Below are 18,026 nucleotides of genomic sequence, written 5' to 3'. Positions count from 1 at the left end.
TTGTCGACATGCTATGCCTCACACACAAAATTTCTGACAAGCTCTGGGTGCCAATTGTGGCACGCGCGGCAATGCCCCGGGCCGTCAACCGGGTCAGCGCAGCGCGCGATAGATCTCTTCTGCCAAGTCGTGAGATATGCCCTCGACCGTGGCGAGGTCGTCCACGCTGGCATCTGCCACGCCGCGCACGCCGCCAAAGCGCTGAAGCAGCCTTGCCCGTTTTTTAGGCCCCACACCGGGTATATCTTCCAATCGGCTGCCGCCTACGCGTACTTTTGCACGAGCGGCGCGCATTCCGGTGATGGCGAAGCGGTGGGCCTCGTCACGGATCTGCGCCACGAGCATCAGCGCAGCCGAGTCTCGCCCCAGATAGACTTTGTCGCGTCCATCCGCAAAGACCAGTTCTTCCAGCCCCACCTTGCGGCCCTCCCCCTTTTCGACACCAACGATGCGTGAGATATCCAGGCCCAGTTCCTGGAACACATCGCGCGCCATGCTTACTTGCCCCTTGCCACCGTCCACCAGCACCAGGTCCGGCAAGCGCGGGGCATTTGTCACCTCCGCTCCCCCTGCCTCACGCTGTGCTTCGGCAACCTTGCTGTAGCGACGCATGAGTACCTGACGCATAGCTGCATAGTCATCGCCCGGGGTAATGCCCTCGATTTTGAAACGCCGGTACTCGCCACTTTGCATTTTGTGGTGATGAAAAACCACGCAGGAAGCCTGGGTCGCCTCCCCTGCAGTGTGCGAAATGTCGAAACACTCGATGGTGAGGTCATCCAAGCTCTCTGCCTCCAGATCCAGCGCTTCCGCCAGGGCACGCGTGCGCGCCCGCTGGGAACCCTCCTCCGCCAGCAACCGTGCCAACTGAATCTGTGCGTTCTGCTCCGCCATTTCCAGCCAGATTCGCCGTTGTTCGCGCGGCTGGTGGACGACTGTCGCTCGCACCCCCGTCTGCTGTGCCAGCACCCAAAGCAATGCGGGGTCGACTGGCTCGCTCGTGATCAGTGTCGGTGGCAAGGGTACCCCAAGGTAGTGCTGCGCAATGAACGCAGCAAGGATCTGCGCCGGCACCGACTGCTCGAGTCCGCCAGCCTCCTCTACCATCAGGTTATCCGGGGCATCCTCGCGCGTTTCCAGTTGGAAGACGCCTGTCGCTTCCTCTACGTGAACCGGAAAGTAAGGCCTGTCGCCAAGGTGCCGGCCACCGCGCACCATCGCCAGGTTGACGCAGGCACGGCCGCCAGCCACTTTAACGGCAAGTATGTCCACGTCCTTGTCCGATGCCGTCTCCACCGCTTGTTGATGCAACACACGTGCGAGTGCCGTGATCTGGTTGCGGACCTCAGCCGCCTGTTCAAACTCCAGCTTCTCGGCGTACGCGAGCATGCGCTGTTCCAGCGTTTGAAGCAGTTCCTGGGTTTCACCCAGCAGCAGCGCCTCCGCACTGCGGACATCTGCTGCATAGGCCGTTGGGGAAATCAAACCCACACACGGAGCGGAGCAGCGTTTGATCTGGTACAGCAAGCAGGGACGCGTGCGATTCGCAAACACCGTATCTTCACAAGTACGCAACCGAAAAACCTTCTGCAGTAGCTGAATGCTTTCTTTGACGGCCCATGCGCCAGGGTAAGGACCGAAGTATCGGTGACGTTTATCCACTGCCCCCCGGTAATACGCCATGCGCGGGTAGCACTGTCCCGGAGCATCCCCCGTACCGTCCTTTGCCGAGACACCGGTGATCTTGAGATAAGGGTAGCTTTTGTCGTCCCGAAAAAGAATGTTGTACTTCGGGCCCAGGGACTTGATGAGATTGTTTTCCAGCAGGAGCGCCTCGGCCTCGGAGCGCACCACCGTCGTTTCCAGCCGCGCAATTCTGCCCACCATATGGCCAATGCGCGTGCCTCCGTGCTGCTTGCTGAAGTAGCTGCTGACCCGCTTTTTCAGGTTGCGCGCCTTGCCGACATATAGCAAGACATTCTGTGCATCGAAGTAGCGGTACACCCCGGGCAAAGGTGGCAGCGCCGCCACCTGTGCCAGAAGCTCATCCGAATAGGTTGTGGTCATGACGCTATTGTGGGCACGCGTCGACAGCCTCTTCTATACCGTGCGAGGGGAGCACTGCAACTCACGCCATGGTGCTCAACACAAAGATTTGTCGAGCACGTCAGTGAAGGTGACGCGGCCGGCGTCCGCCGCCATGCCCGCTGCCACCCAGACCTCTTGGCGGTTTACCAATTTCAAGCGAGCTCACCAGCGCATCAAAACGTTGAGAGAAGAGCTTGTCAATCTCTGAGACAACGCCACCGAGCTCGGAGCCGTCGAAGTGCCGCTCCATCAGATTGACCACGTCTTGCACAAGAAGGTCACGTTGTACTTGCATGATGGCGGCGGGAGTGGGCCCCACAAACAGCATCACGAAATCATCACGCGCCTCTTCGTCCTCGGGTGCCTCATCCTCATCGAACTCGGCATCGTAGAACGTCACCTCGATGGCTGCGCCCTGCTCAGCCAATTCATTGAGACTCATGCACATTTCATCCAGAGACTGGCGGAAGTCTTCGTCGCCACGCACTGTCCAGCACATCTGCAGGATGTGCTCCTTGGCATCGAACTGTATGCCCGGCTCCTCCTCATAGGCGCTCGAAGCTCCATCCGCGAGAGAACGCGCACCAGCGTACTTCCACAATGGCTTGAGTGCTTCCTGAAGCTGACTGAAGTCCACATCAGCACGCAATTGCACTTGACCATGGACGTGGATTTCAAAGGGAGCGTTGTAATGTGACATAGCGAATCCAGATGGTGCCCCGAGCCGGGGTCGAACCGGCACGCCCCTTCTCAGGAAGCGGCGGATTTTAAGTCCGCAGTGTCTACCAATTTCACCATCGGGGCGCCGGTCGGTATGCAAGCGATGAAGACAGAGTAGCGGGGCCGGCATTGTTGCGCAACACCACAGACGAACCGACTTCTTGCACCAGCACTTCGACCAATAAAAAAGGGAAGCCGTAGCTTCCCTTTCAAATTTTGGAGCGGGAAACGAGACGTTTACTAGAGCAGTAAGTCGTTGTTTCCCAAACACTTTCTTCGCCGAGGTGGCCAGCGAAGACCTAGATTGTAGCCTAATTTTTCGTCCCCGCCAACAGATTCATCCACTCGCTTCCATGGAACTCCAGGAACCTCTTTTCCCGTCGGGCGGTCAAGCAATGACAGATGCATTCCACGAGGTCGCCGCAAACGGCTCGATTAGGTGGATGGCGCCGCATCAGACTGTCGCCTGCTGCCCGCGTTTGGCCAGCTCCTCGGCACTTTCCCTGCGCTCGCTGTAGCGATCCACCAAGTACGGTGCCGCGCCGCGCGTGAGCAGCGTGAACTTCATCAGTTCCTCCATCACGTCCATAATGCGGTCGTAGTAAGCCGAGGGCTTCATGCGCCCGGCATCATCGAACTCCTGCCACGCCTTGGCGACCGAGGACTGGTTGGGGATGGTCAGCATGCGCATCCAGCGGCCCAGCACGCGCATCTGGTTCACCGCGTTGAAGGACTGCGAGCCGCCCGAAACCTGCATCACGGCCAGCGTCTTGCCTTGGGTCGGGCGCACCGCGCCGACCGACAGCGGAATCCAGTCGATCTGGGTTTTCATCAGGCCGGTCATAGCGCCATGGCGCTCGGGCGAGCACCACACCATGCCTTCGGCCCACTGCGTGAGTTCGTACAGTTCCTTGACCTTGGGATGATCGGCCGGGGCATCGTCCACCAGCGGAAGACCCGAGGGGTTGAACATGCGTGTCTCGCCGCCGAGCGCGCGCAAGATACGCGCCGCTTCTTCTGCTGCCAACCGGCTGTACGAGCGTTCGCGTAGCGAGCCGTACAGCAACAGGAAACGCGGCGCATGCGTGGCCCACTCGGGTGCCAGCAGGCGCTCGGCATCGGGTGGCTGGAACAGTGCGACGTCGAGGTTGGGCAGATCGGAGCAGGCTTCAGACACGGCGCCCCTCCGTATCCACGACGGCTTCGCCGTCCTCCTTGCTGAACGCGCCGCGCTGCGGCTGCGGCAGGATTTCCAGCACGCTCTCCGAGGGGCGGCACAGGCGTACGCCCAGCGGCGTGACCACGATGGGCCGGTTGATGAGGATGGGATGCTGGAGCATGAAGCCGATCAACTGCGCATCGCTCCACTTCGGGTCGTCAAGACTCAGTTCCGCGTAGGGCGTGCCTTTTTTGCGCAGGACGGTGCGCACGGGAACGCCCATCGCGGCAATCAGCGTGGTCAGCGTCTCGCGGTCGGGTGGCGTCTTCAAGTACTCGATGACCGCAGGTTCCTCACCGCTGTTGCGGATCAGGGCCAGCACATTGCGCGACGTGCCGCAAGCGGGGTTGTGGTAGATCGTAATGTTGCTCATGGTGGAAGTGCCTAGGTTATCTATGGGCAGGGTTCGGGTCGCGTTCGTACCAGCCGCGTGAGCGGTTGACCACGCGCACGACCAGCAGCATCACCGGAACTTCGATTAGCACGCCGACCACGGTGGCCAGCGCCGCGCCGGAATGGAAGCCGAACAGGCTGATGGCGGCGGCCACGGCCAACTCGAAGAAGTTGCTCGCGCCGATCAGCGCCGAGGGACAGGCGATGTTGTGCTTCTCACCCACTTTGCGGTTGAGCCAGTAGGCCAGGCCGGAGTTGAAGAACACCTGGATCAGGATCGGCACCGCCAGCATGGCGATCACCAGCGGCTGCTGCAGGATGGCTTGGCCCTGGAAGGCGAACAGCAGCTCCAACGTCAGCAGCAGTGCGACGATGGACAGCGGGCCGATGCCCGCCAGCGCGGCATCGAACGCGGCCTGGCCGCGCCGCAGCAGTGCGCGGCGCCACACCTGCGCAAGGATGACCGGGATGACGATGTAGAGCACCACCGAGGTCAGCAGCGTGTCCCACGGCACCGCGATTGCCGACAGGCCCAGCAGTAGCCCGACGATGGGCGCGAAGGCGAACACCATGATGGTGTCGTTGAGCGCCACCTGCGACAGCGTGAACACCGGGTCGCCGCCGGTCAGTCGGCTCCAGACGAACACCATCGCCGTGCAGGGTGCGGCGGCCAGCAGGATCAGGCCGGCCACGTAGCTGTCGAGCTGGTCGGCCGGCAGCCAGTCGGCAAAGACCTGGCGGATGAACAGCCAGGCCAGCAGCGCCATCGAGAACGGCTTGACCGCCCAGTTGATGAACAGCGTCACGCCGATGCCGCGCCAGTGCTGGCGCACTTGGCCCAGCGCACCGAAGTCCACCTTGAGCAGCATCGGGATCACCATGATCCAGATCAGCAGGCCGACCGGCAGGTTGACCTGGGCCACTTCCATGCGACCGATGGCCTGGAACACGCCGGGCGCGAACTGCCCCAGGGCGATGCCGGCGACGATGCACAGCAGCACCCACACCGTCAGGTAGCGCTCGAAGACGCTCATGGGCTCTGGCGCCTGCGCCGATCGCAGGACTTGGCTGGTCGCGCTCATCGTGCTGGCCTCACTTCGTGCCGATGCTGTGCAGCTCGTGCTGCAGCGACATGGCATCGAGACGCTGCAGCGGCAGGGACAGGAACAGCTCGATGCGGCGCTTGAGCGTCAGCGCGGCGTCCATGAAGGCCTTGCGCTGCTGCTCCTCGGTGCCTTCGACGGCGGCCGGGTCGGGCACGCCCCAGTGCGCCGACATCGGACGCCCCGGCCACACCGGGCAAACCTCACCGGCGGCGTTGTCGCAGACGGTGAAGATGAAGTCGAACACCGGCGCACCGGGCACCACGAACTCGTCCCAGCTCTTGCTGCGGTAGCCGGTCGCCGGCAGGTGCAGCCGCTCCAGCGTGGCGAGTGCCAGCGGATGCACTGCGCCCTTCGGATGGCTGCCCGCCGAGTAGGCGCGGAAGCGGCCTGCGCCCAGCTCGTTGAGGATGCCTTCGGCGAGGATCGAACGGGCCGAGTTGCCCGTGCAGATGAACAGCGCGTTGTACGTGGTCTCTGTGGTCATGCGGGCCTCGGATCAGCAGCAGGATGAAGCCGGCTTCGCGGCCGCACGTTCGTTGCGGGGCGCGCAGCACGCCGCGGCCGCGCCGGTCGCGGATGGCTGAGCCTCGTTGAACACGGGAATGTTGCCGAGCGTGTGGAAGTGTTCCCAGGCCACGCCTTGCGGGTCGGTGATCCAGTGCTTCTCGCTGCGGGCATAGCAGCAGGTCGTGGCGCCTTCGTCGAGCAGCGCCATGTCGGCGGCCTGCGCGCGAGCCTTCAACGCGGCCAGTTCCTCGGCGTCGTCGGTCTGGATGCCCAGGTGGTCGATGCCGGGCTTGCTGCCGCGTGTGGAGATGGCGAAGTTCACCGGGGGGTCTTCGAGCATCCACTTGGCGTAGTCGCCCTCGATGCGCGCGGGCTGGGCGGCGAACAGTTGAGAGTAGAAGCCGATGCTGCGGTTCAGGTCATCGACGTGCAGATGGACGTGGAAGCGCTTCATGGGAGAGTCCTTTCAGCAGAGGTGCAGGTGCGGGAAGTGGCGTTGGCCTCGCACACACAGCCTTGGCAGCAGTGCTCGGTCAGGTAGCCGAGCAGCCCGTTCATGTGGGCGAAGTCGGCACGGTAGATCAGGTTGCGGCCCTGCTGCTCAATCGAGACCAAGGCAGCATGGGACAACTCCTTCAGGTGGAAGGACAAGGTGTTGCGGGCCACGTCGAGCTGGTCGGCCAGGACGCTGGGGGTGAGCCCCTCCGGGCCGGCGACGACCAGGGCGCGGAACACGCGCAGCCGCTGGGCGTGGGCCAGGGCACTCAGGGCGGATATGGCTTGGGTCTCGTTCATTATTCGATAATACAACATCTATTGAATCATCGTCACCAAAAAATGAAACGGTTCGATGGATGCTTCCGAGAATGTCGGAACTGACGCAAGCTCGTTTACATGGCCACATTTGGCTTGTCGAAGGGCGCACATCGACGTGCGAAACAGGCTTCGAGCCAACGGCGTCGGCGACGGGCGCGATTCTTTATCGCTATATCAGGATGCCTGGGCGGGTATGACAGGCGTGGATTCGCTACGTTTTCCTAGACCCTGGACACCGACCACCATCCCCGTCGCGCCTTGTGAAACCGCTGGCATATAAGGCCATACCGAGACAGGTTTGCAGAATCCGCAACTTATTACGACGCTGATAGCGTGAGCGTCACTGTCGAGCCTACGTCCCGATGCTCGACCTTCTAGCGGCCGATGAATTTTTGCACATTGGGCACATGACAGCCACCGGTAAAAGCGCACTGGTGAGAAGTGCTCAAGCACCCATGACGGACCGGGCCTCGGGGCTCGTTTCCTACACAGACAACTGCCCGACCACGGGGTCGGCGTCAAAGGAGTCGGCCATGTAGTTCTTCTCCTGGAAGGAGACGGAGCATGCACGAGAACAAGAATGATGCACCAACATCAAAGGTGTTCTACCGCCCGATCGAAGCGTCCATCCGCTGGGCTGGGCTGCTGCGATACGAGCAGGTGATCCTGGCCTCGGTTTTATCGCCAAGGAATCTGCCACAGTCGTTGGATTGCCCGCGCTGGGGCGAACTGCGGCTATACACCGACCGAATCTACGACGGCATCCTCAATGGGGAACTGCCCTTCGGGCAGAACGGCATCACAACACGCGATACCGCACTGATCGAGTCCCTTGATCTGACGGTTCGCCACGTCGATCTGAAGCGCTGGATGCGCCAGCACTACCCCGAGCAGCGGCCCGGCTTTCTCTTCTCTCGCAGCGAACGCATCGCCCATCCCGTCATCTCCCTGGAGACCGGCCAAGCCATGCTGGTCGAGCGATTGGCCCTTAAATCCGCTCTGGAGCAGTGCAAGCGCCAAATGCGCGAGCTGCAAGAACAGCACGACGCGCTACTCAAGCAGTCCACGGTCATTCCCGCCTGCGCGCAATGCCCCATCAGCGACCGGGCCGAGGCCACCTACCTCCACATCATCGGCACCATGCTGGAACTGATGCTCGGCCAATCCCCGTCGGGCACACCGTATTCCAGTTTCAATAGCCAAGAAGCTATCGCTACCGCGATGATCGCGCATCACGGCGAACTCATGGGCATTACCGATCGCACGCTGCAAGCCAAGTTTGCACAAGCCCGCCGCAAGCTGCGGGCCGCCGTTTCCTGAGATTTGCAAGCCCGAATCTGCGGTCACGGAAACCGCATTTACGGTGGCCTGAGACAGAAGTCGACATTTGAATAGGTGTCACGCCAACAAACGCCACTGAGCGTTCAGGAGTGACCGCCATGTCGCAGATACCTGTACTACCGCCCAACGAGCGCCGCATCTTGCGTCTCGATGAAGTCGAGGCCAAGTCCGGCTTCAAGCGTGCCCACATCTACAACCTGATGCGTGCCGGCAAGTTCCCCCAGGCGCTGCGTCTGGGCGTGCGTGCAGTGGGCTGGGATTCGGTCGAGATCGACCAATGGATCGCCGAACGCCTCAACAATCGCACCTGAGCGGCTCTCCCTCGGAATTCCCTATCCCTAGACGGAGAGCGCCATGCAGGTGGTATCCATCATCTCGACCAAGGGCGGCGTCGGCAAAACGACCACCGCAGCCAACCTCGGCGGTCTTGCCGCCGACGCGGGCTTGCGCGTACTGCTGCTCGACCTCGACGTGCAGCCCACGTTGTCGTCCTATTACGAACTGGCCCACCGCGCGCCCGGTGGCATCTACGAGCTGCTGGCCTTCAACGAGCGCGATCTCGACCGGCTCGTGTCCCGCACGAGCATCGCGGGCCTGGACCTGGTGCTCTCCAACGACCACCGAGGCGAACTGAACACCTTGCTGCTGCATGCGCCGGACGGGCGCCTGCGGTTACGCCATCTGTTGCCGGTGCTGGCGCCTCTCTATGACCTGCTGTTGATCGACACCCAGGGCGCGCGCAGCGTCTTGCTGGAGATGGCCGTGCTCGCCTCCGATCTTGCGCTGTCGCCCGTGACCCCGGAAATCCTCGCGGCCCGCGAGTTGCGGCGCGGCACCATGCAGTTGCTGGAGGACATCGCGCCGTACCGACACCTCGGCATCGAACCGCCGCCGCTGCACCTGCTCATCAACCGCGTCCACCCCGTGTCCGCCAACGCGCGGCTGATCCAGCAGGCCCTGCGCGACCTGTTCCAGGAGCATGCCGGCATCCGTGTGCTGGGTACTGACGTGCCGGCTATCGAAGCCTATCCGCGCGCTGCGACCCGCGGCCTGCCGGTGCATCGCGTCGAGTACCGACAGCCACCGGGCAGAGTCGCGCCAGCCGCGCTCGACACCATGCGCGCCCTTGCCAGCGAGTTGTTCCCGCAATGGCAGGATCAATTGGCCTTCGTGTCCGGCCGCCCGCAGCGTCCTTCTGAGACTGGGAGGCAGCATGGCAAGCGCACATGAACTGGCCCGCGGCCATAAGCGGCTACGCGTCCTGATCGAATTTGCGATCAGCGAAGGCTGGCACGTCAAGCGCACACCGGGTGGACACCTCAAGTTCACCAAGGTCGGCTGCGCCGCGATCTACACCAGCTCGACCGCGAGCGACCACCGGGCGACCCTCAACGCCCGCGCGCAGATCCGCCGTGCCGAGCGCCAGGCCCAAGCCCAGGCCGCGAGCGTAAAGGAATGCGGCCATGGCTGATATGAGGTCCCAGGACATGGCTGGCAAGCTGCTTGCCGCCGGGTTCGAACGTAGCGGTCCATCCGCCACCGCCTTGAGCGACCCGATTGTCGACACGCCGATGGTCGTGACGTTAGACCAGTTGCGTCCCTACGATCACGATCCACGCAAGAAGCGCAATTCCGCCTACGAGGAAATCAAGGCATCCATCCGTGAACGCGGCCTGGATGCGGCGCCGGCCATCACGCGCCGTCCAGGCGAAGATCACTACATCATCCGCAACGGCGGCAACACGCGGCTGGCGATCCTGCGTGAACTCTGGTCGGAGACCAAGGACGAGCGATTCTTCCGCATATCGTGCTTGTTCCGCCCCTGGCCCGCACGTGGCGAGATCGTCGCATTGACCGGGCACCTTGCGGAGAACGAGCTACGCGGCGGGCTGACGTTCATCGAGCGAGCCCTCGGCGTCGAGAAAGCGCGTGAGTTCTACGAAGAGGAAAGCGGCGCCACGCTGAGCCAGTCCGAACTGGCTCGCCGCCTGGCCGCCGATGGCTACCCGGTACAGCAGTCGCACATCAGCCGCATGGTCGATGCGGTCCGCTATCTGCTGCCCGCGATCCCGACCGTGCTCTATGGCGGATTGGGCCGCCACCAGGTCGAGCGGCTATCGGTCATGCGCAAGGCCTGTGAACGCACCTGGGAGCAGTACGCCAAAGGCCGCTCTCTTCCTCTGGATTTCGACGGCTTCTTTCAGGAAGTGCTGTCGCAATTCGACACGCAGGCTGACGAGTTTTCGCCCCAGCGAGTGCAAGACGAGCTGATCGGCCAGATGTCCGAATTGCTGGGCATCGACTACGACGTACTGGCGTTGGACCTGACCGAATCGGAGAGCCGTCACCGTGCGTTGGTCAGCGACCCGACGCCGCCATCAGCGCCGCCCGCATTGCCTGAGCCTGGGGCCATCGCGCGACCGCCGGTTGAATCAGCACCATCCACTATCACGCCTGCACCACGTCCAGGCCATGCAGCGGCCGCGCCCACGCGGCGCGAGGACGACACGGCCCCGAGGGAGGCCTCCGCGGCTAGCCCTACGGCAGGGGTCGGCGATTTGCTTCAGGAGCACATCATCTCCCCGGCACCAACGACGGAGCGGCTCCAGTCCATCCAGCGCATGGTCGCCGATCAGTTAGGCGATGCGCTACCGCCCGATTTCTCAGCCAACGTGTTGCAGTCGATTCCAGTGCAGGCCGGTGGCCTCTATCCCATCTCGGACATCTGGTATATCGACCCTGGACTGGATACGCCCGATCGGCTACGCATCCACATCGCGCAGTTCGCGCGCGAGATCGCAGGCGAGGCCGAGCTGGACGAGTACGTCGCGGATCGTCCCGATGGCATCGGGTTCGCGTGCCGCGCCCAGGCCCGGCCTTCGTCGCCCCTGGGACGCGCCGTGCTCGCGCTGCTGGTTTCTCTGGCCGGTCAGCCGCCGGCCGACGTCGGCTTGGACAGCGGGCAAATCGTCACCGACCTGCCGGCACTGCTGCACGGCCAGGACGATGCGGCCTTGCGATTGAGCGACACCGCGCTGGTCAAGCTGTTCCGACTGCTGCGGTTGGCCCGACGCCTACTGGACCTGGAAGCCGGCGCTGTCGGTTCTGGGACCTGAGCGAGGGATGCCAGCATGTCCGCACCGAACCCACTCAATCAGGCCGTCCTCGCCCAGGCGCTCTACGACCTGCGCAACGGCCAATTGCGTCGATGCAAGGCGATGGGGTTCGGGGAGGAAGAGTTGGATGCGCTCAAGCATCCAGCGCTGATCAGCGTATTGGCCAATGCCAACGTCTCCTGGTGCTCTGTCTCCGTGAACCGCGAAGTGCTCCGACGCTTGCTCAAGCAGGCGCAGGACGTGGAGAAGGAGATCGCCACCGTCGATCGCATGCTGCGCCTGGGCGCCAGTACGGAAATGGTGAGTCGCTTCTACGGGCTTACGCATCAGGAAGTCGCGCTACGACGCGAAGTTCTCGGTCTGCCCAAACGCAAGGGGCGCCATCCGGTTCTGGACGAGGAGCAGGACACGGAACTGTGGCGGCGCTGGAAGGCCGTGACCAACAGCAGGAATGTCGATCTGGAGGACGAAACCTCGGTCCTTGATGCGGCAATGGACCTCGCCGAAGGCATGGAACTGCCGCTGTCGGTGGTCTGGGCTGCGATCAAAGGCTGGATCGATCAAGGATTGGGTTGAGTTATGGCCGTGGATGACTCAGCACCACGAGCATCACGCCATGGCCCCGTCGCCCTCGCTGATCTGTTCGACAGCGCGCTGAAAGACCTTGCGCCCAAACCCCGGGCGCCCGCATCCGCACCTGCATCTGCACCGTCGCCTGGGTCAACATCTGGTGACGGTTTCCTTTTCAGCGGCAATCGTCACGAGAGCGTGCCGCGGCGGCTCTTTCTCGACCGACGCCTGACACCGCTGGAGCGCAATGCGTGGCAAGTGTTTCGGATGATGCTCAACGAGGATGGCGTCACTGCGTTTCCGACATATGAGCAACTTCGGCCATGGCTCGCATCAACACCCTGCGCTGGACAAGCCTCCCACGAGACCGTCGCACGCGCGCTGACGCTGTTGCGCCTGACACGCTGGTTGAGTCTCGTGCGGCGCAGACGCGACCCCAAGACCGGCCGTATTCTCGGCAACCTCTATGTTCTGCACGACGAGCCCTTGACTCCATTCGAGGCGATGCAGCTCGACGCAGACTACTTGCAGCTCGTCAGCCAGGCTCTGGGCCACTCGGCCAAGGCCGTTCAGGTCGTGGGTCTGCACACCCTCAAGGAGATCGCCGAAGACCCGTTGCTGTCCGGCCGCACGCTGCCCTCGCGGCTGCAGGTCCTTGCCGAACGCCTCGCCAGCCAGGGCATCGGGACGCAAGAGAGTTATCCACAGGAGGACACGGTTCACGATTCCGAAGAAGGGGCGCCGAGCCTTCTTCGGAATTCTGATCGGCCCTCTTCGGATTCCGAAGCAGGGCCGAAACACGCAGCAGACGGCGCTCTTCGGAATCCGAAGCAGGACCGTACTGTACGTAGTAGTCGTATTAATGAAGTACGTACTACCGCGCGTGAGCGTGGGCAGGTGCGCGCGATGCCGGGAGTTCGTCTGCCTGATCGCTTTCTCGGCTTGAAAGATGAACAGCAGGCCGGCGCCATGGTGGCATTGCAGCAGGTCGATGCCCCGCTACGCCAGGCCGTGCTGGACGAATGGGCGGATCGCTGTCGTGGCAGCATCATCCGCAACCCGGCAGGCTACCTGTTCGGCATCATCCAACGCGCCATCCGTGGCGAGTTCAACGCATGGGCCAAGCAGGCCGGGTCAACACCGCCACCTGCCCCTGCACGAGATACATCGCCTGAGCCACCACGCAATGTGGTTCCTCCCGAGGTGGCCCGGCAGCACATCGACCGGCTGCGCGATCTTCTGCGCAAAAGCTGAGCGCTACGGGCGACAAGGCCGTGAAACAGACGCCCGTGGCCGTCAATAGAGCTATCCCCAGGGGATAGATGTACTACAAGCTGTAACGCCGACAGGCGCGGCATGGCACTTCCGTCCACGGGGCCGTAATGGCGTCGGTTTCATGAGCGACCCGCGCCCTCTGCGCGAGCAGCGCTCCATGGCGGTTGATGGAGCTATCCCCTGGGGATAGCTCGCGATACGGGCCGCCACTGCCACGACAACCGGGGACCGGTTCATTTCGGTTTGTTGACTGACTGCCTTCCGCTGCGTGCCGATCCTGACCGCTCCTTTTCCCAAGCGAGCGGACACCATGGCAACCAACGAACCCCTGCAACTCAATCTCGGCTCTTTGCGCAGCGCGATGTCGCTGACGCTTCACACCCACCACGCCTCGCGCATCTGGCATGGCCGCGCCGCCGCCGAGGGGCGACCCGGCATCGTCGGCCTGAACGGCTACATCGCCGTGATGAACAAGATGAAGCGCGGCTCGGAACAGGACGACCCGTACAGCGACTGGTGGATGTTGCGCATCGAGGAAAAGCTCGACCAGACCAAGACCACGCTGCAATCGCTGCGCGAGCAGGTTGACCAAGCTCTGGCGGGCGTGCCTGCGGCGTTGAGCCTGGGCGAGAACCTCAACGTGCAACCGGTGAAGCTCCCCTTGTTCGTGAACGCGCAGCTTGGCTTTGCCGCGGTCTATCTCCTGGCCGACTATGACGACATCGCCCGCAAGCTGATCCTCGCCCATCACACCGCACTGATCGATCGCTCGACATTGGAGCGCTGGCTCAACGAAGGTGCCCACACGCTGCGCAGCCTGTTCAGCCTGGCGCAGCAGTACCGCTACTCGGGATGCACCCGCGACGACTTCGCGGCCAAGAACGCCGCAGCGCGGGCGGCGCTGGAGAAGTTCGGCAACCTGCCGCAGGACGTGCTCGAAGGCGCTCGCCGCTCGAAGTTTGCGCCGCCCGTCGTGCGCCGCGGTCTGCAACAGCGCAGTGATAGCGCTGCCGCAGCCGCACCTCCCAGCGACGAAGGCACTACCGCCGATCCAGCCGAGGCCAGCACCGGCGAGGACAAACAGGCATGAGCGACCCGAACCGCGAACCTCGCTACTTCCGTGGTCTGGAACAGCCAGCCTTCATGCGGCTGGAACACGCGGCCTCTCTAAAAGGCCTTTTAAAGCCTTTTAAAGGTAAGGGGGACTTCGAGGCCTGGGCCAGCCAGTGCTTCGCCATGCGCGACGAGTTGATTGCCCTGGCGCAGCGACAGGTGCTGCCACAGGCGTGCGGGCATCCCTTCCACCTGCTTCCCGTCGAGCTGGCCCAGCAGACCACTGGCGCAGGCACAGCCTTTCTTCGCTGGCGCAAGCACGATCGATCGGCCATGGGCGTGGCCCTGTGGCAGGAGCTGATGGTGAGCACCAGCACACCGGTCAACCTGCTGGCGGATCTGCACGCGATCGAGTTGCAGCGCATCACGTTGAACATGCAGATCAGCCTGCTGCACACCCTGGGCAGGCAAGCACAGGAATGCGCCAGCAAGGCCGCGCAGGCGGACAACACCTACCTGCGCCGGCTTGCATCCGTCCCTGCCGCAGTGCGCGATCGGTGATTGCGCCAGCCATCCGAGCACGCGCCCGAGCCCAACGAGGCACGGGTATTTCAACCACCACGGAGATTGCAACATGAGCACCCATTTCATCGGCGAGGGCAACATCGGATCGCCTCCTGAGTACCGCGAATTCCCCAATGGCAACGACGATCCTCGCCGCTTGCTCCGGCTGAACGTGTACTTCGACAACCCCATCCCCACCAAAGGCGGCGAGTTCGAGGACCGCGGCGGCTTCTGGGCGCCGGTGGAAATCTGGCACCACGACGCCGACCGCTGGCAGCAGCTCTACCAGAAGGGCATGCGGGTGCTGGTCGTCGGCCGCATGGAGCGCGACCCCTGGACGGACAACGAAGATCAGCCGCGCGAGACTTGGCAGGTCAACGCGCGCAGTGTCGGCATCCTGCCGTACCGCATCGAGTCCGTGGCCCTCAGTCCGAAGCCACAGGAGGCAGAGCCGAAGCCCCAGGCCACCCAGGAATCGACGGCGCCGAAAGAGACGAAGCGCCGGAAGTGACCCGGCATGGAGGGCGGCTGCCGCAGTGCTTCGCCGCCCTCCATGCGCCGCGAGCTATCCCCAGGGGATAGCTCCATCAACGTCCACCGACTTCCACGCGTTCCCGCGAATCGCCGCTCCCGAACCGCATACCTCCGGCCACTCGCCATTCCCGCACAAGCCCTTCCATCCCGTGAAAGCGGTCGCCGCCGCGTGCCGCTTGTTTGCTGCTGCCCCCGGTGGTGCTCGGCATCCTCGATCCCAGCAACTCCATGAACCATGGGAATCGGATGAACGGATATGCGGCTGTTCTTGTGCGAGAAGCCCTCCCAGGGCAAAGACATTGGCCGGATTCTCGGCGCCACCCAGCGCGGTGAAGGCTGTCTCAACGGTTCCGGCGTCACCGTCACCTGGTGCATCGGCCATCTCGTAGAAGCCGCTGCGCCCGAAGCCTACGACGAGCAGTTGAAGCGCTGGTCCATCGAACAGTTGCCCATCATTCCCCAGCATTGGCGGGTCGAGGTCAAACCGAAGACCGCCACGCAATTCAAGGTCGTCAAGGCGCTTCTGGCGAAGGCGACCCAGCTTGTCATCGCCACCGATGCCGACCGCGAAGGCGAGTTGATCGCCCGCGAGATCATCGAACTGTGCGGCTACCGTGGCCCCATCGAGCGGCTGTGGTTATCGGCACTCAACGATGCATCCATCCGCGCCGCGCTGGGCAAGCTCAGGCCATCGGTCGAGACGCTGCCGATGTACTACTCGGCGCTGGCGCGATCGAGGGCTGACTGGCTCGTTGGCATGAACCTCAGCCGGTTGTTCACAGTACTGGGGCGACAAGCGGGCTACGACGGCGTGCTGTCGGTCGGCCGCGTGCAGACCCCGACGCTCAAGCTCGTGGTGGACCGCGACCGCGAAATCGCGGCCTTCGTGTCCGTGCCGTACTGGGCCATCGACGTTTCCCTGTCCGCAGGTGTCCAGGCTTTCTCCGCGCACTGGGTTCCACCCGATGCCTGCACCGACGACGCAGGCCGCTGCCTGCAGCAGCCGGTCGCAGAGCAGGCCATGCAGCAGATCCGCGCTGCGCGCAGCGCCCACGTAGTGTCGGTTGAGACCGAGCGCGTGCGCGAAGGCCCGCCGCTGCCGTTCGACCTGGGCACCTTGCAGGAAGTGTGTTCAAAGCAGCTCGGGCTGGACGTGCAGGAAACCTTGGAGATCGCCCAGGCTCTGTACGAGACGCACAAAGCCACGACGTACCCGCGCTCGGATTCCGGTTACCTGCCCGAAAGCATGTTCGCCGAGGTGCCTACGGTTCTCGACAGTCTGCTCAAGACCGATCCCTCGCTGCGCCCGATCATGGACCAGCTCGATCGCTCCCAGCGCTCGCGTGCATGGAACGACGGCAAGGTAACAGCGCACCACGGCATCATCCCGACGCTCGAACCGGCGAACCTCTCGGCCATGAGCGAGAAGGAGTTGGCCGTGTACCGGCTGATCCGGGCGCATTACCTTGCGCAGTTCCTCCCTCACCACGAGTTCGATCGCACTGTGGCGAACCTAGCCTGCGGCCAGCAGAAACTGGCGGCCACGGGCAAGCAGGTCGTGGTGAAGGGCTGGCGTCTGGTACTGACCGAGCCTCAGCCCGACGAGGACGGCGACGCTGCCGCGCGCAGCCAGGTACTTCCCGCGCTGCGCGAGGGCCTGACATGCCAGGTGGCCAACGTCGATCTGAAGGCGCTCAAGACGCTGCCACCCAGGCCGTACACGCAGGGCGAACTTGTCAAATCCATGAAGGGAGTCGCCAAGCTGGTGACAGACCCGCGCCTGAAGCAGAAGCTCAAGGATACGGTCGGCATTGGGACCGAGGCGACGCGAGCCAACATCATCAGCGGCCTGATCGCACGCGGCTATATCGTGAAGAAGGGGCGTGCCATCCGCGCATCCGATGCTGCTTTCACCCTGATCGACGCCGTGCCCGCGGCGATCGCCGACCCTGGCACTACCGCCGTCTGGGAACAGGCGCTCGACATGATCGAAGCCGGACAGCTCACGCTGGACGTATTCATCGGAAAGCAGGCTGCATGGATTTCGCAGTTGATCGCGCAGTACGGCAGCGCGTCCCTGTCCATCAAGATTCCCCAAGGGCCGGCATGCCCGCAGTGCGGCGCACCCACGCGTCAGCGCAGCGGCAAGAGCGGCCCGTTTTGGTCGTGCAGTCGTTACCCCGACTGCAAAGGCACGCTGCCGGTCGAATCCGGCACGTCCAAGCGCGGTGCCTCGCGCCCGCGCCGCAGCGGCCGCAAAGGTTCCTGACCCGACCCCGTTCCCCGTGAGCCGTGCCCGCCATCGGCGGCGTGGCCCTTGTCCCGCACGCCCTGCGGGACGCCCAGCGCGCAACGCCTTCTTGATCCGTGTGCGCGTCCCGCCTGGCCGCTCCGGCCACGGGACCTGAAGGTAGCTTCTCCGCGAACCGCATCCCGCGCGTTCTGCTGATCTGCATTTCTTCCGCCCACTGCGAAGGGTCTCCCGATGGCTTGTCGAACTGCACGAGCCACCCGGAGACCCTTCGTGGTCAGCGGTATTCGGTGCCGGTGCCCGCCGGCGCAAAAACGGGCTCCCTTTGTGCGCGGATGTGCGCCAGACGATGCCGGCCCCAGCCACGACATGGGCCGGGTGTGATTGCTGACAGCAGACGGTTTTAGCGACGACCGGGCCTGCCAATCAGCCCACGGGTGGTTCCTCTTTCCTCCCGAGCCGAAGGCCGCAGG

General features: G+C 63.5%; 19 protein-coding genes and 1 tRNA gene. 11 read left to right on the top strand and 9 right to left on the bottom strand.

Annotated features, from left to right (window positions below; all coding sequences use genetic code 11):
- Nucleotides 1–93 precede the first annotated feature (93 nt).
- The 9 genes from uvrC to OX89_RS15515 all read right to left on the bottom strand — a co-directional run bounded on the left by uvrC (nt 94) and on the right by OX89_RS15515 (nt 6,828).
- Nucleotides 94–2,067, bottom strand: a complete 1,974-nt coding sequence (uvrC, locus tag OX89_RS15555) for an excinuclease ABC subunit UvrC (RefSeq protein ID WP_047351296.1) — start codon at nt 2,065–2,067, stop codon at nt 94–96.
- A gap of 100 nt (nt 2,068–2,167) precedes the next feature.
- Nucleotides 2,168–2,788, bottom strand: coding sequence for a DUF6806 family protein (locus tag OX89_RS15550; RefSeq protein ID WP_041836029.1), 621 nt, complete (start codon nt 2,786–2,788; stop codon nt 2,168–2,170).
- A 12-nt stretch (nt 2,789–2,800) separates the two neighbouring features.
- A tRNA-Leu gene (locus tag OX89_RS15545) sits at nt 2,801–2,892 on the bottom strand.
- Nucleotides 2,893–3,262: 370 nt separating this feature from the next.
- Entirely contained in the window at nt 3,263–3,985 is a 723-nt protein-coding gene (arsH, locus tag OX89_RS15540) for an arsenical resistance protein ArsH (RefSeq protein ID WP_003460266.1), read from the bottom strand.
- Nucleotides 3,978–4,400: an arsenate reductase (glutaredoxin) gene (gene arsC / locus OX89_RS15535; protein WP_003460267.1), complete on the bottom strand. Its 423-nt coding sequence runs from the start codon at nt 4,398–4,400 to the stop codon at nt 3,978–3,980. The genes arsH and arsC overlap by 8 nt, the downstream gene beginning before the upstream one ends.
- Nucleotides 4,401–4,416: 16 nt before the next feature.
- Nucleotides 4,417–5,502, bottom strand: a complete 1,086-nt coding sequence (gene arsB, locus OX89_RS15530; protein ID WP_003460268.1) for an ACR3 family arsenite efflux transporter — start codon at nt 5,500–5,502, stop codon at nt 4,417–4,419.
- Nucleotides 5,503–5,512: 10 nt separating this feature from the next.
- Entirely contained in the window at nt 5,513–6,010 is a 498-nt protein-coding gene (locus OX89_RS15525; RefSeq protein WP_003460269.1) for an arsenate reductase ArsC, read from the bottom strand.
- A gap of 12 nt (nt 6,011–6,022) precedes the next feature.
- Nucleotides 6,023–6,487, bottom strand: a complete 465-nt coding sequence (locus tag OX89_RS15520; RefSeq protein ID WP_003460271.1) for an ArsI/CadI family heavy metal resistance metalloenzyme — start codon at nt 6,485–6,487, stop codon at nt 6,023–6,025.
- The gene (locus OX89_RS15515) at nt 6,484–6,828 is read right to left on the bottom strand and encodes a helix-turn-helix transcriptional regulator (RefSeq protein ID WP_039964609.1); all 345 of its coding nucleotides are present in this window, start codon (nt 6,826–6,828) and stop codon (nt 6,484–6,486) included. The genes OX89_RS15520 and OX89_RS15515 overlap by 4 nt, the downstream gene beginning before the upstream one ends.
- A 585-nt stretch (nt 6,829–7,413) precedes the next feature.
- Between OX89_RS15515 and OX89_RS15510 the strand changes: the two genes are divergently transcribed.
- From OX89_RS15510 to OX89_RS15460, 11 genes are all read left to right on the top strand, one after another.
- On the top strand, nt 7,414–8,169 hold the full coding sequence (locus OX89_RS15510; protein WP_003460276.1) for a hypothetical protein: 756 nt from the start codon (nt 7,414–7,416) through the stop codon (nt 8,167–8,169).
- A gap of 119 nt (nt 8,170–8,288) precedes the next feature.
- Nucleotides 8,289–8,501: an AlpA family transcriptional regulator gene (locus tag OX89_RS15505; RefSeq protein WP_003460278.1), complete on the top strand. Its 213-nt coding sequence runs from the start codon at nt 8,289–8,291 to the stop codon at nt 8,499–8,501.
- A gap of 43 nt (nt 8,502–8,544) precedes the next feature.
- Nucleotides 8,545–9,420: a ParA family protein gene (locus OX89_RS15500; RefSeq protein WP_003460280.1), complete on the top strand. Its 876-nt coding sequence runs from the start codon at nt 8,545–8,547 to the stop codon at nt 9,418–9,420.
- On the top strand, nt 9,404–9,661 hold the full coding sequence (locus OX89_RS15495; protein WP_003460282.1) for a hypothetical protein: 258 nt from the start codon (nt 9,404–9,406) through the stop codon (nt 9,659–9,661). Before OX89_RS15500 ends, OX89_RS15495 begins: the two co-directional genes overlap by 17 nt.
- Nucleotides 9,654–11,306, top strand: coding sequence for a ParB family protein (locus OX89_RS15490; protein ID WP_047351295.1), 1,653 nt, complete (start codon nt 9,654–9,656; stop codon nt 11,304–11,306). Before OX89_RS15495 ends, OX89_RS15490 begins: the two co-directional genes overlap by 8 nt.
- Before the next feature lie 15 nt (nt 11,307–11,321).
- Nucleotides 11,322–11,882: a DUF2857 domain-containing protein gene (locus OX89_RS15485; protein ID WP_003460285.1), complete on the top strand. Its 561-nt coding sequence runs from the start codon at nt 11,322–11,324 to the stop codon at nt 11,880–11,882.
- A 3-nt stretch (nt 11,883–11,885) separates the two neighbouring features.
- Nucleotides 11,886–13,130: an STY4528 family pathogenicity island replication protein gene (locus tag OX89_RS15480; RefSeq protein ID WP_047351294.1), complete on the top strand. Its 1,245-nt coding sequence runs from the start codon at nt 11,886–11,888 to the stop codon at nt 13,128–13,130.
- A 331-nt stretch (nt 13,131–13,461) separates the two neighbouring features.
- Entirely contained in the window at nt 13,462–14,241 is a 780-nt protein-coding gene (locus OX89_RS15475) for a PFL_4669 family integrating conjugative element protein (protein WP_003290171.1), read from the top strand.
- Entirely contained in the window at nt 14,238–14,765 is a 528-nt protein-coding gene (locus OX89_RS15470) for a DUF3158 family protein (protein WP_003290173.1), read from the top strand. Before OX89_RS15475 ends, OX89_RS15470 begins: the two co-directional genes overlap by 4 nt.
- Before the next feature lie 73 nt (nt 14,766–14,838).
- Nucleotides 14,839–15,279, top strand: a complete 441-nt coding sequence (locus OX89_RS15465) for a single-stranded DNA-binding protein (protein ID WP_003290176.1) — start codon at nt 14,839–14,841, stop codon at nt 15,277–15,279.
- A 279-nt stretch (nt 15,280–15,558) separates the two neighbouring features.
- The gene (locus OX89_RS15460; RefSeq protein ID WP_047351293.1) at nt 15,559–17,571 is read left to right on the top strand and encodes a DNA topoisomerase III; all 2,013 of its coding nucleotides are present in this window, start codon (nt 15,559–15,561) and stop codon (nt 17,569–17,571) included.
- Nucleotides 17,572–18,026 lie beyond the last annotated feature (455 nt).

The organism is Diaphorobacter sp. J5-51 (assembly GCF_001023515.1).
GTDB lineage: Bacteria > Pseudomonadota > Gammaproteobacteria > Burkholderiales > Burkholderiaceae_C > Diaphorobacter > Diaphorobacter nitroreducens.
This window is presented reverse-complemented; position numbering and strand designations above follow the sequence as displayed.

What these genes read in the sequence shown, in the direction of transcription:
- uvrC (WP_047351296.1), bottom strand. Translation starts at nt 2,067, where the DNA reads ATGACCACAACCTATTCGGATGAGCTTCTGGCACAGGTGGCGGCGCTG.
- OX89_RS15475 (WP_003290171.1), top strand. Translation starts at nt 13,462, where the DNA reads ATGGCAACCAACGAACCCCTGCAACTCAATCTCGGCTCTTTGCGCAGC.
- OX89_RS15505 (WP_003460278.1), top strand. Translation starts at nt 8,289, where the DNA reads ATGTCGCAGATACCTGTACTACCGCCCAACGAGCGCCGCATCTTGCGT.
- arsB (WP_003460268.1), bottom strand. Translation starts at nt 5,502, where the DNA reads ATGAGCGCGACCAGCCAAGTCCTGCGATCGGCGCAGGCGCCAGAGCCC.
- OX89_RS15550 (WP_041836029.1), bottom strand. Translation starts at nt 2,788, where the DNA reads ATGTCACATTACAACGCTCCCTTTGAAATCCACGTCCATGGTCAAGTG.
- OX89_RS15510 (WP_003460276.1), top strand. Translation starts at nt 7,414, where the DNA reads ATGCACGAGAACAAGAATGATGCACCAACATCAAAGGTGTTCTACCGC.
- OX89_RS15485 (WP_003460285.1), top strand. Translation starts at nt 11,322, where the DNA reads ATGTCCGCACCGAACCCACTCAATCAGGCCGTCCTCGCCCAGGCGCTC.
- OX89_RS15480 (WP_047351294.1), top strand. Translation starts at nt 11,886, where the DNA reads ATGGCCGTGGATGACTCAGCACCACGAGCATCACGCCATGGCCCCGTC.
- OX89_RS15520 (WP_003460271.1), bottom strand. Translation starts at nt 6,487, where the DNA reads ATGAAGCGCTTCCACGTCCATCTGCACGTCGATGACCTGAACCGCAGC.
- OX89_RS15525 (WP_003460269.1), bottom strand. Translation starts at nt 6,010, where the DNA reads ATGACCACAGAGACCACGTACAACGCGCTGTTCATCTGCACGGGCAAC.
- OX89_RS15490 (WP_047351295.1), top strand. Translation starts at nt 9,654, where the DNA reads ATGGCTGATATGAGGTCCCAGGACATGGCTGGCAAGCTGCTTGCCGCC.
- arsC (WP_003460267.1), bottom strand. Translation starts at nt 4,400, where the DNA reads ATGAGCAACATTACGATCTACCACAACCCCGCTTGCGGCACGTCGCGC.
- OX89_RS15500 (WP_003460280.1), top strand. Translation starts at nt 8,545, where the DNA reads ATGCAGGTGGTATCCATCATCTCGACCAAGGGCGGCGTCGGCAAAACG.
- OX89_RS15470 (WP_003290173.1), top strand. Translation starts at nt 14,238, where the DNA reads ATGAGCGACCCGAACCGCGAACCTCGCTACTTCCGTGGTCTGGAACAG.
- OX89_RS15460 (WP_047351293.1), top strand. Translation starts at nt 15,559, where the DNA reads ATGCGGCTGTTCTTGTGCGAGAAGCCCTCCCAGGGCAAAGACATTGGC.
- OX89_RS15515 (WP_039964609.1), bottom strand. Translation starts at nt 6,828, where the DNA reads ATGAACGAGACCCAAGCCATATCCGCCCTGAGTGCCCTGGCCCACGCC.
- OX89_RS15495 (WP_003460282.1), top strand. Translation starts at nt 9,404, where the DNA reads ATGGCAAGCGCACATGAACTGGCCCGCGGCCATAAGCGGCTACGCGTC.
- OX89_RS15465 (WP_003290176.1), top strand. Translation starts at nt 14,839, where the DNA reads ATGAGCACCCATTTCATCGGCGAGGGCAACATCGGATCGCCTCCTGAG.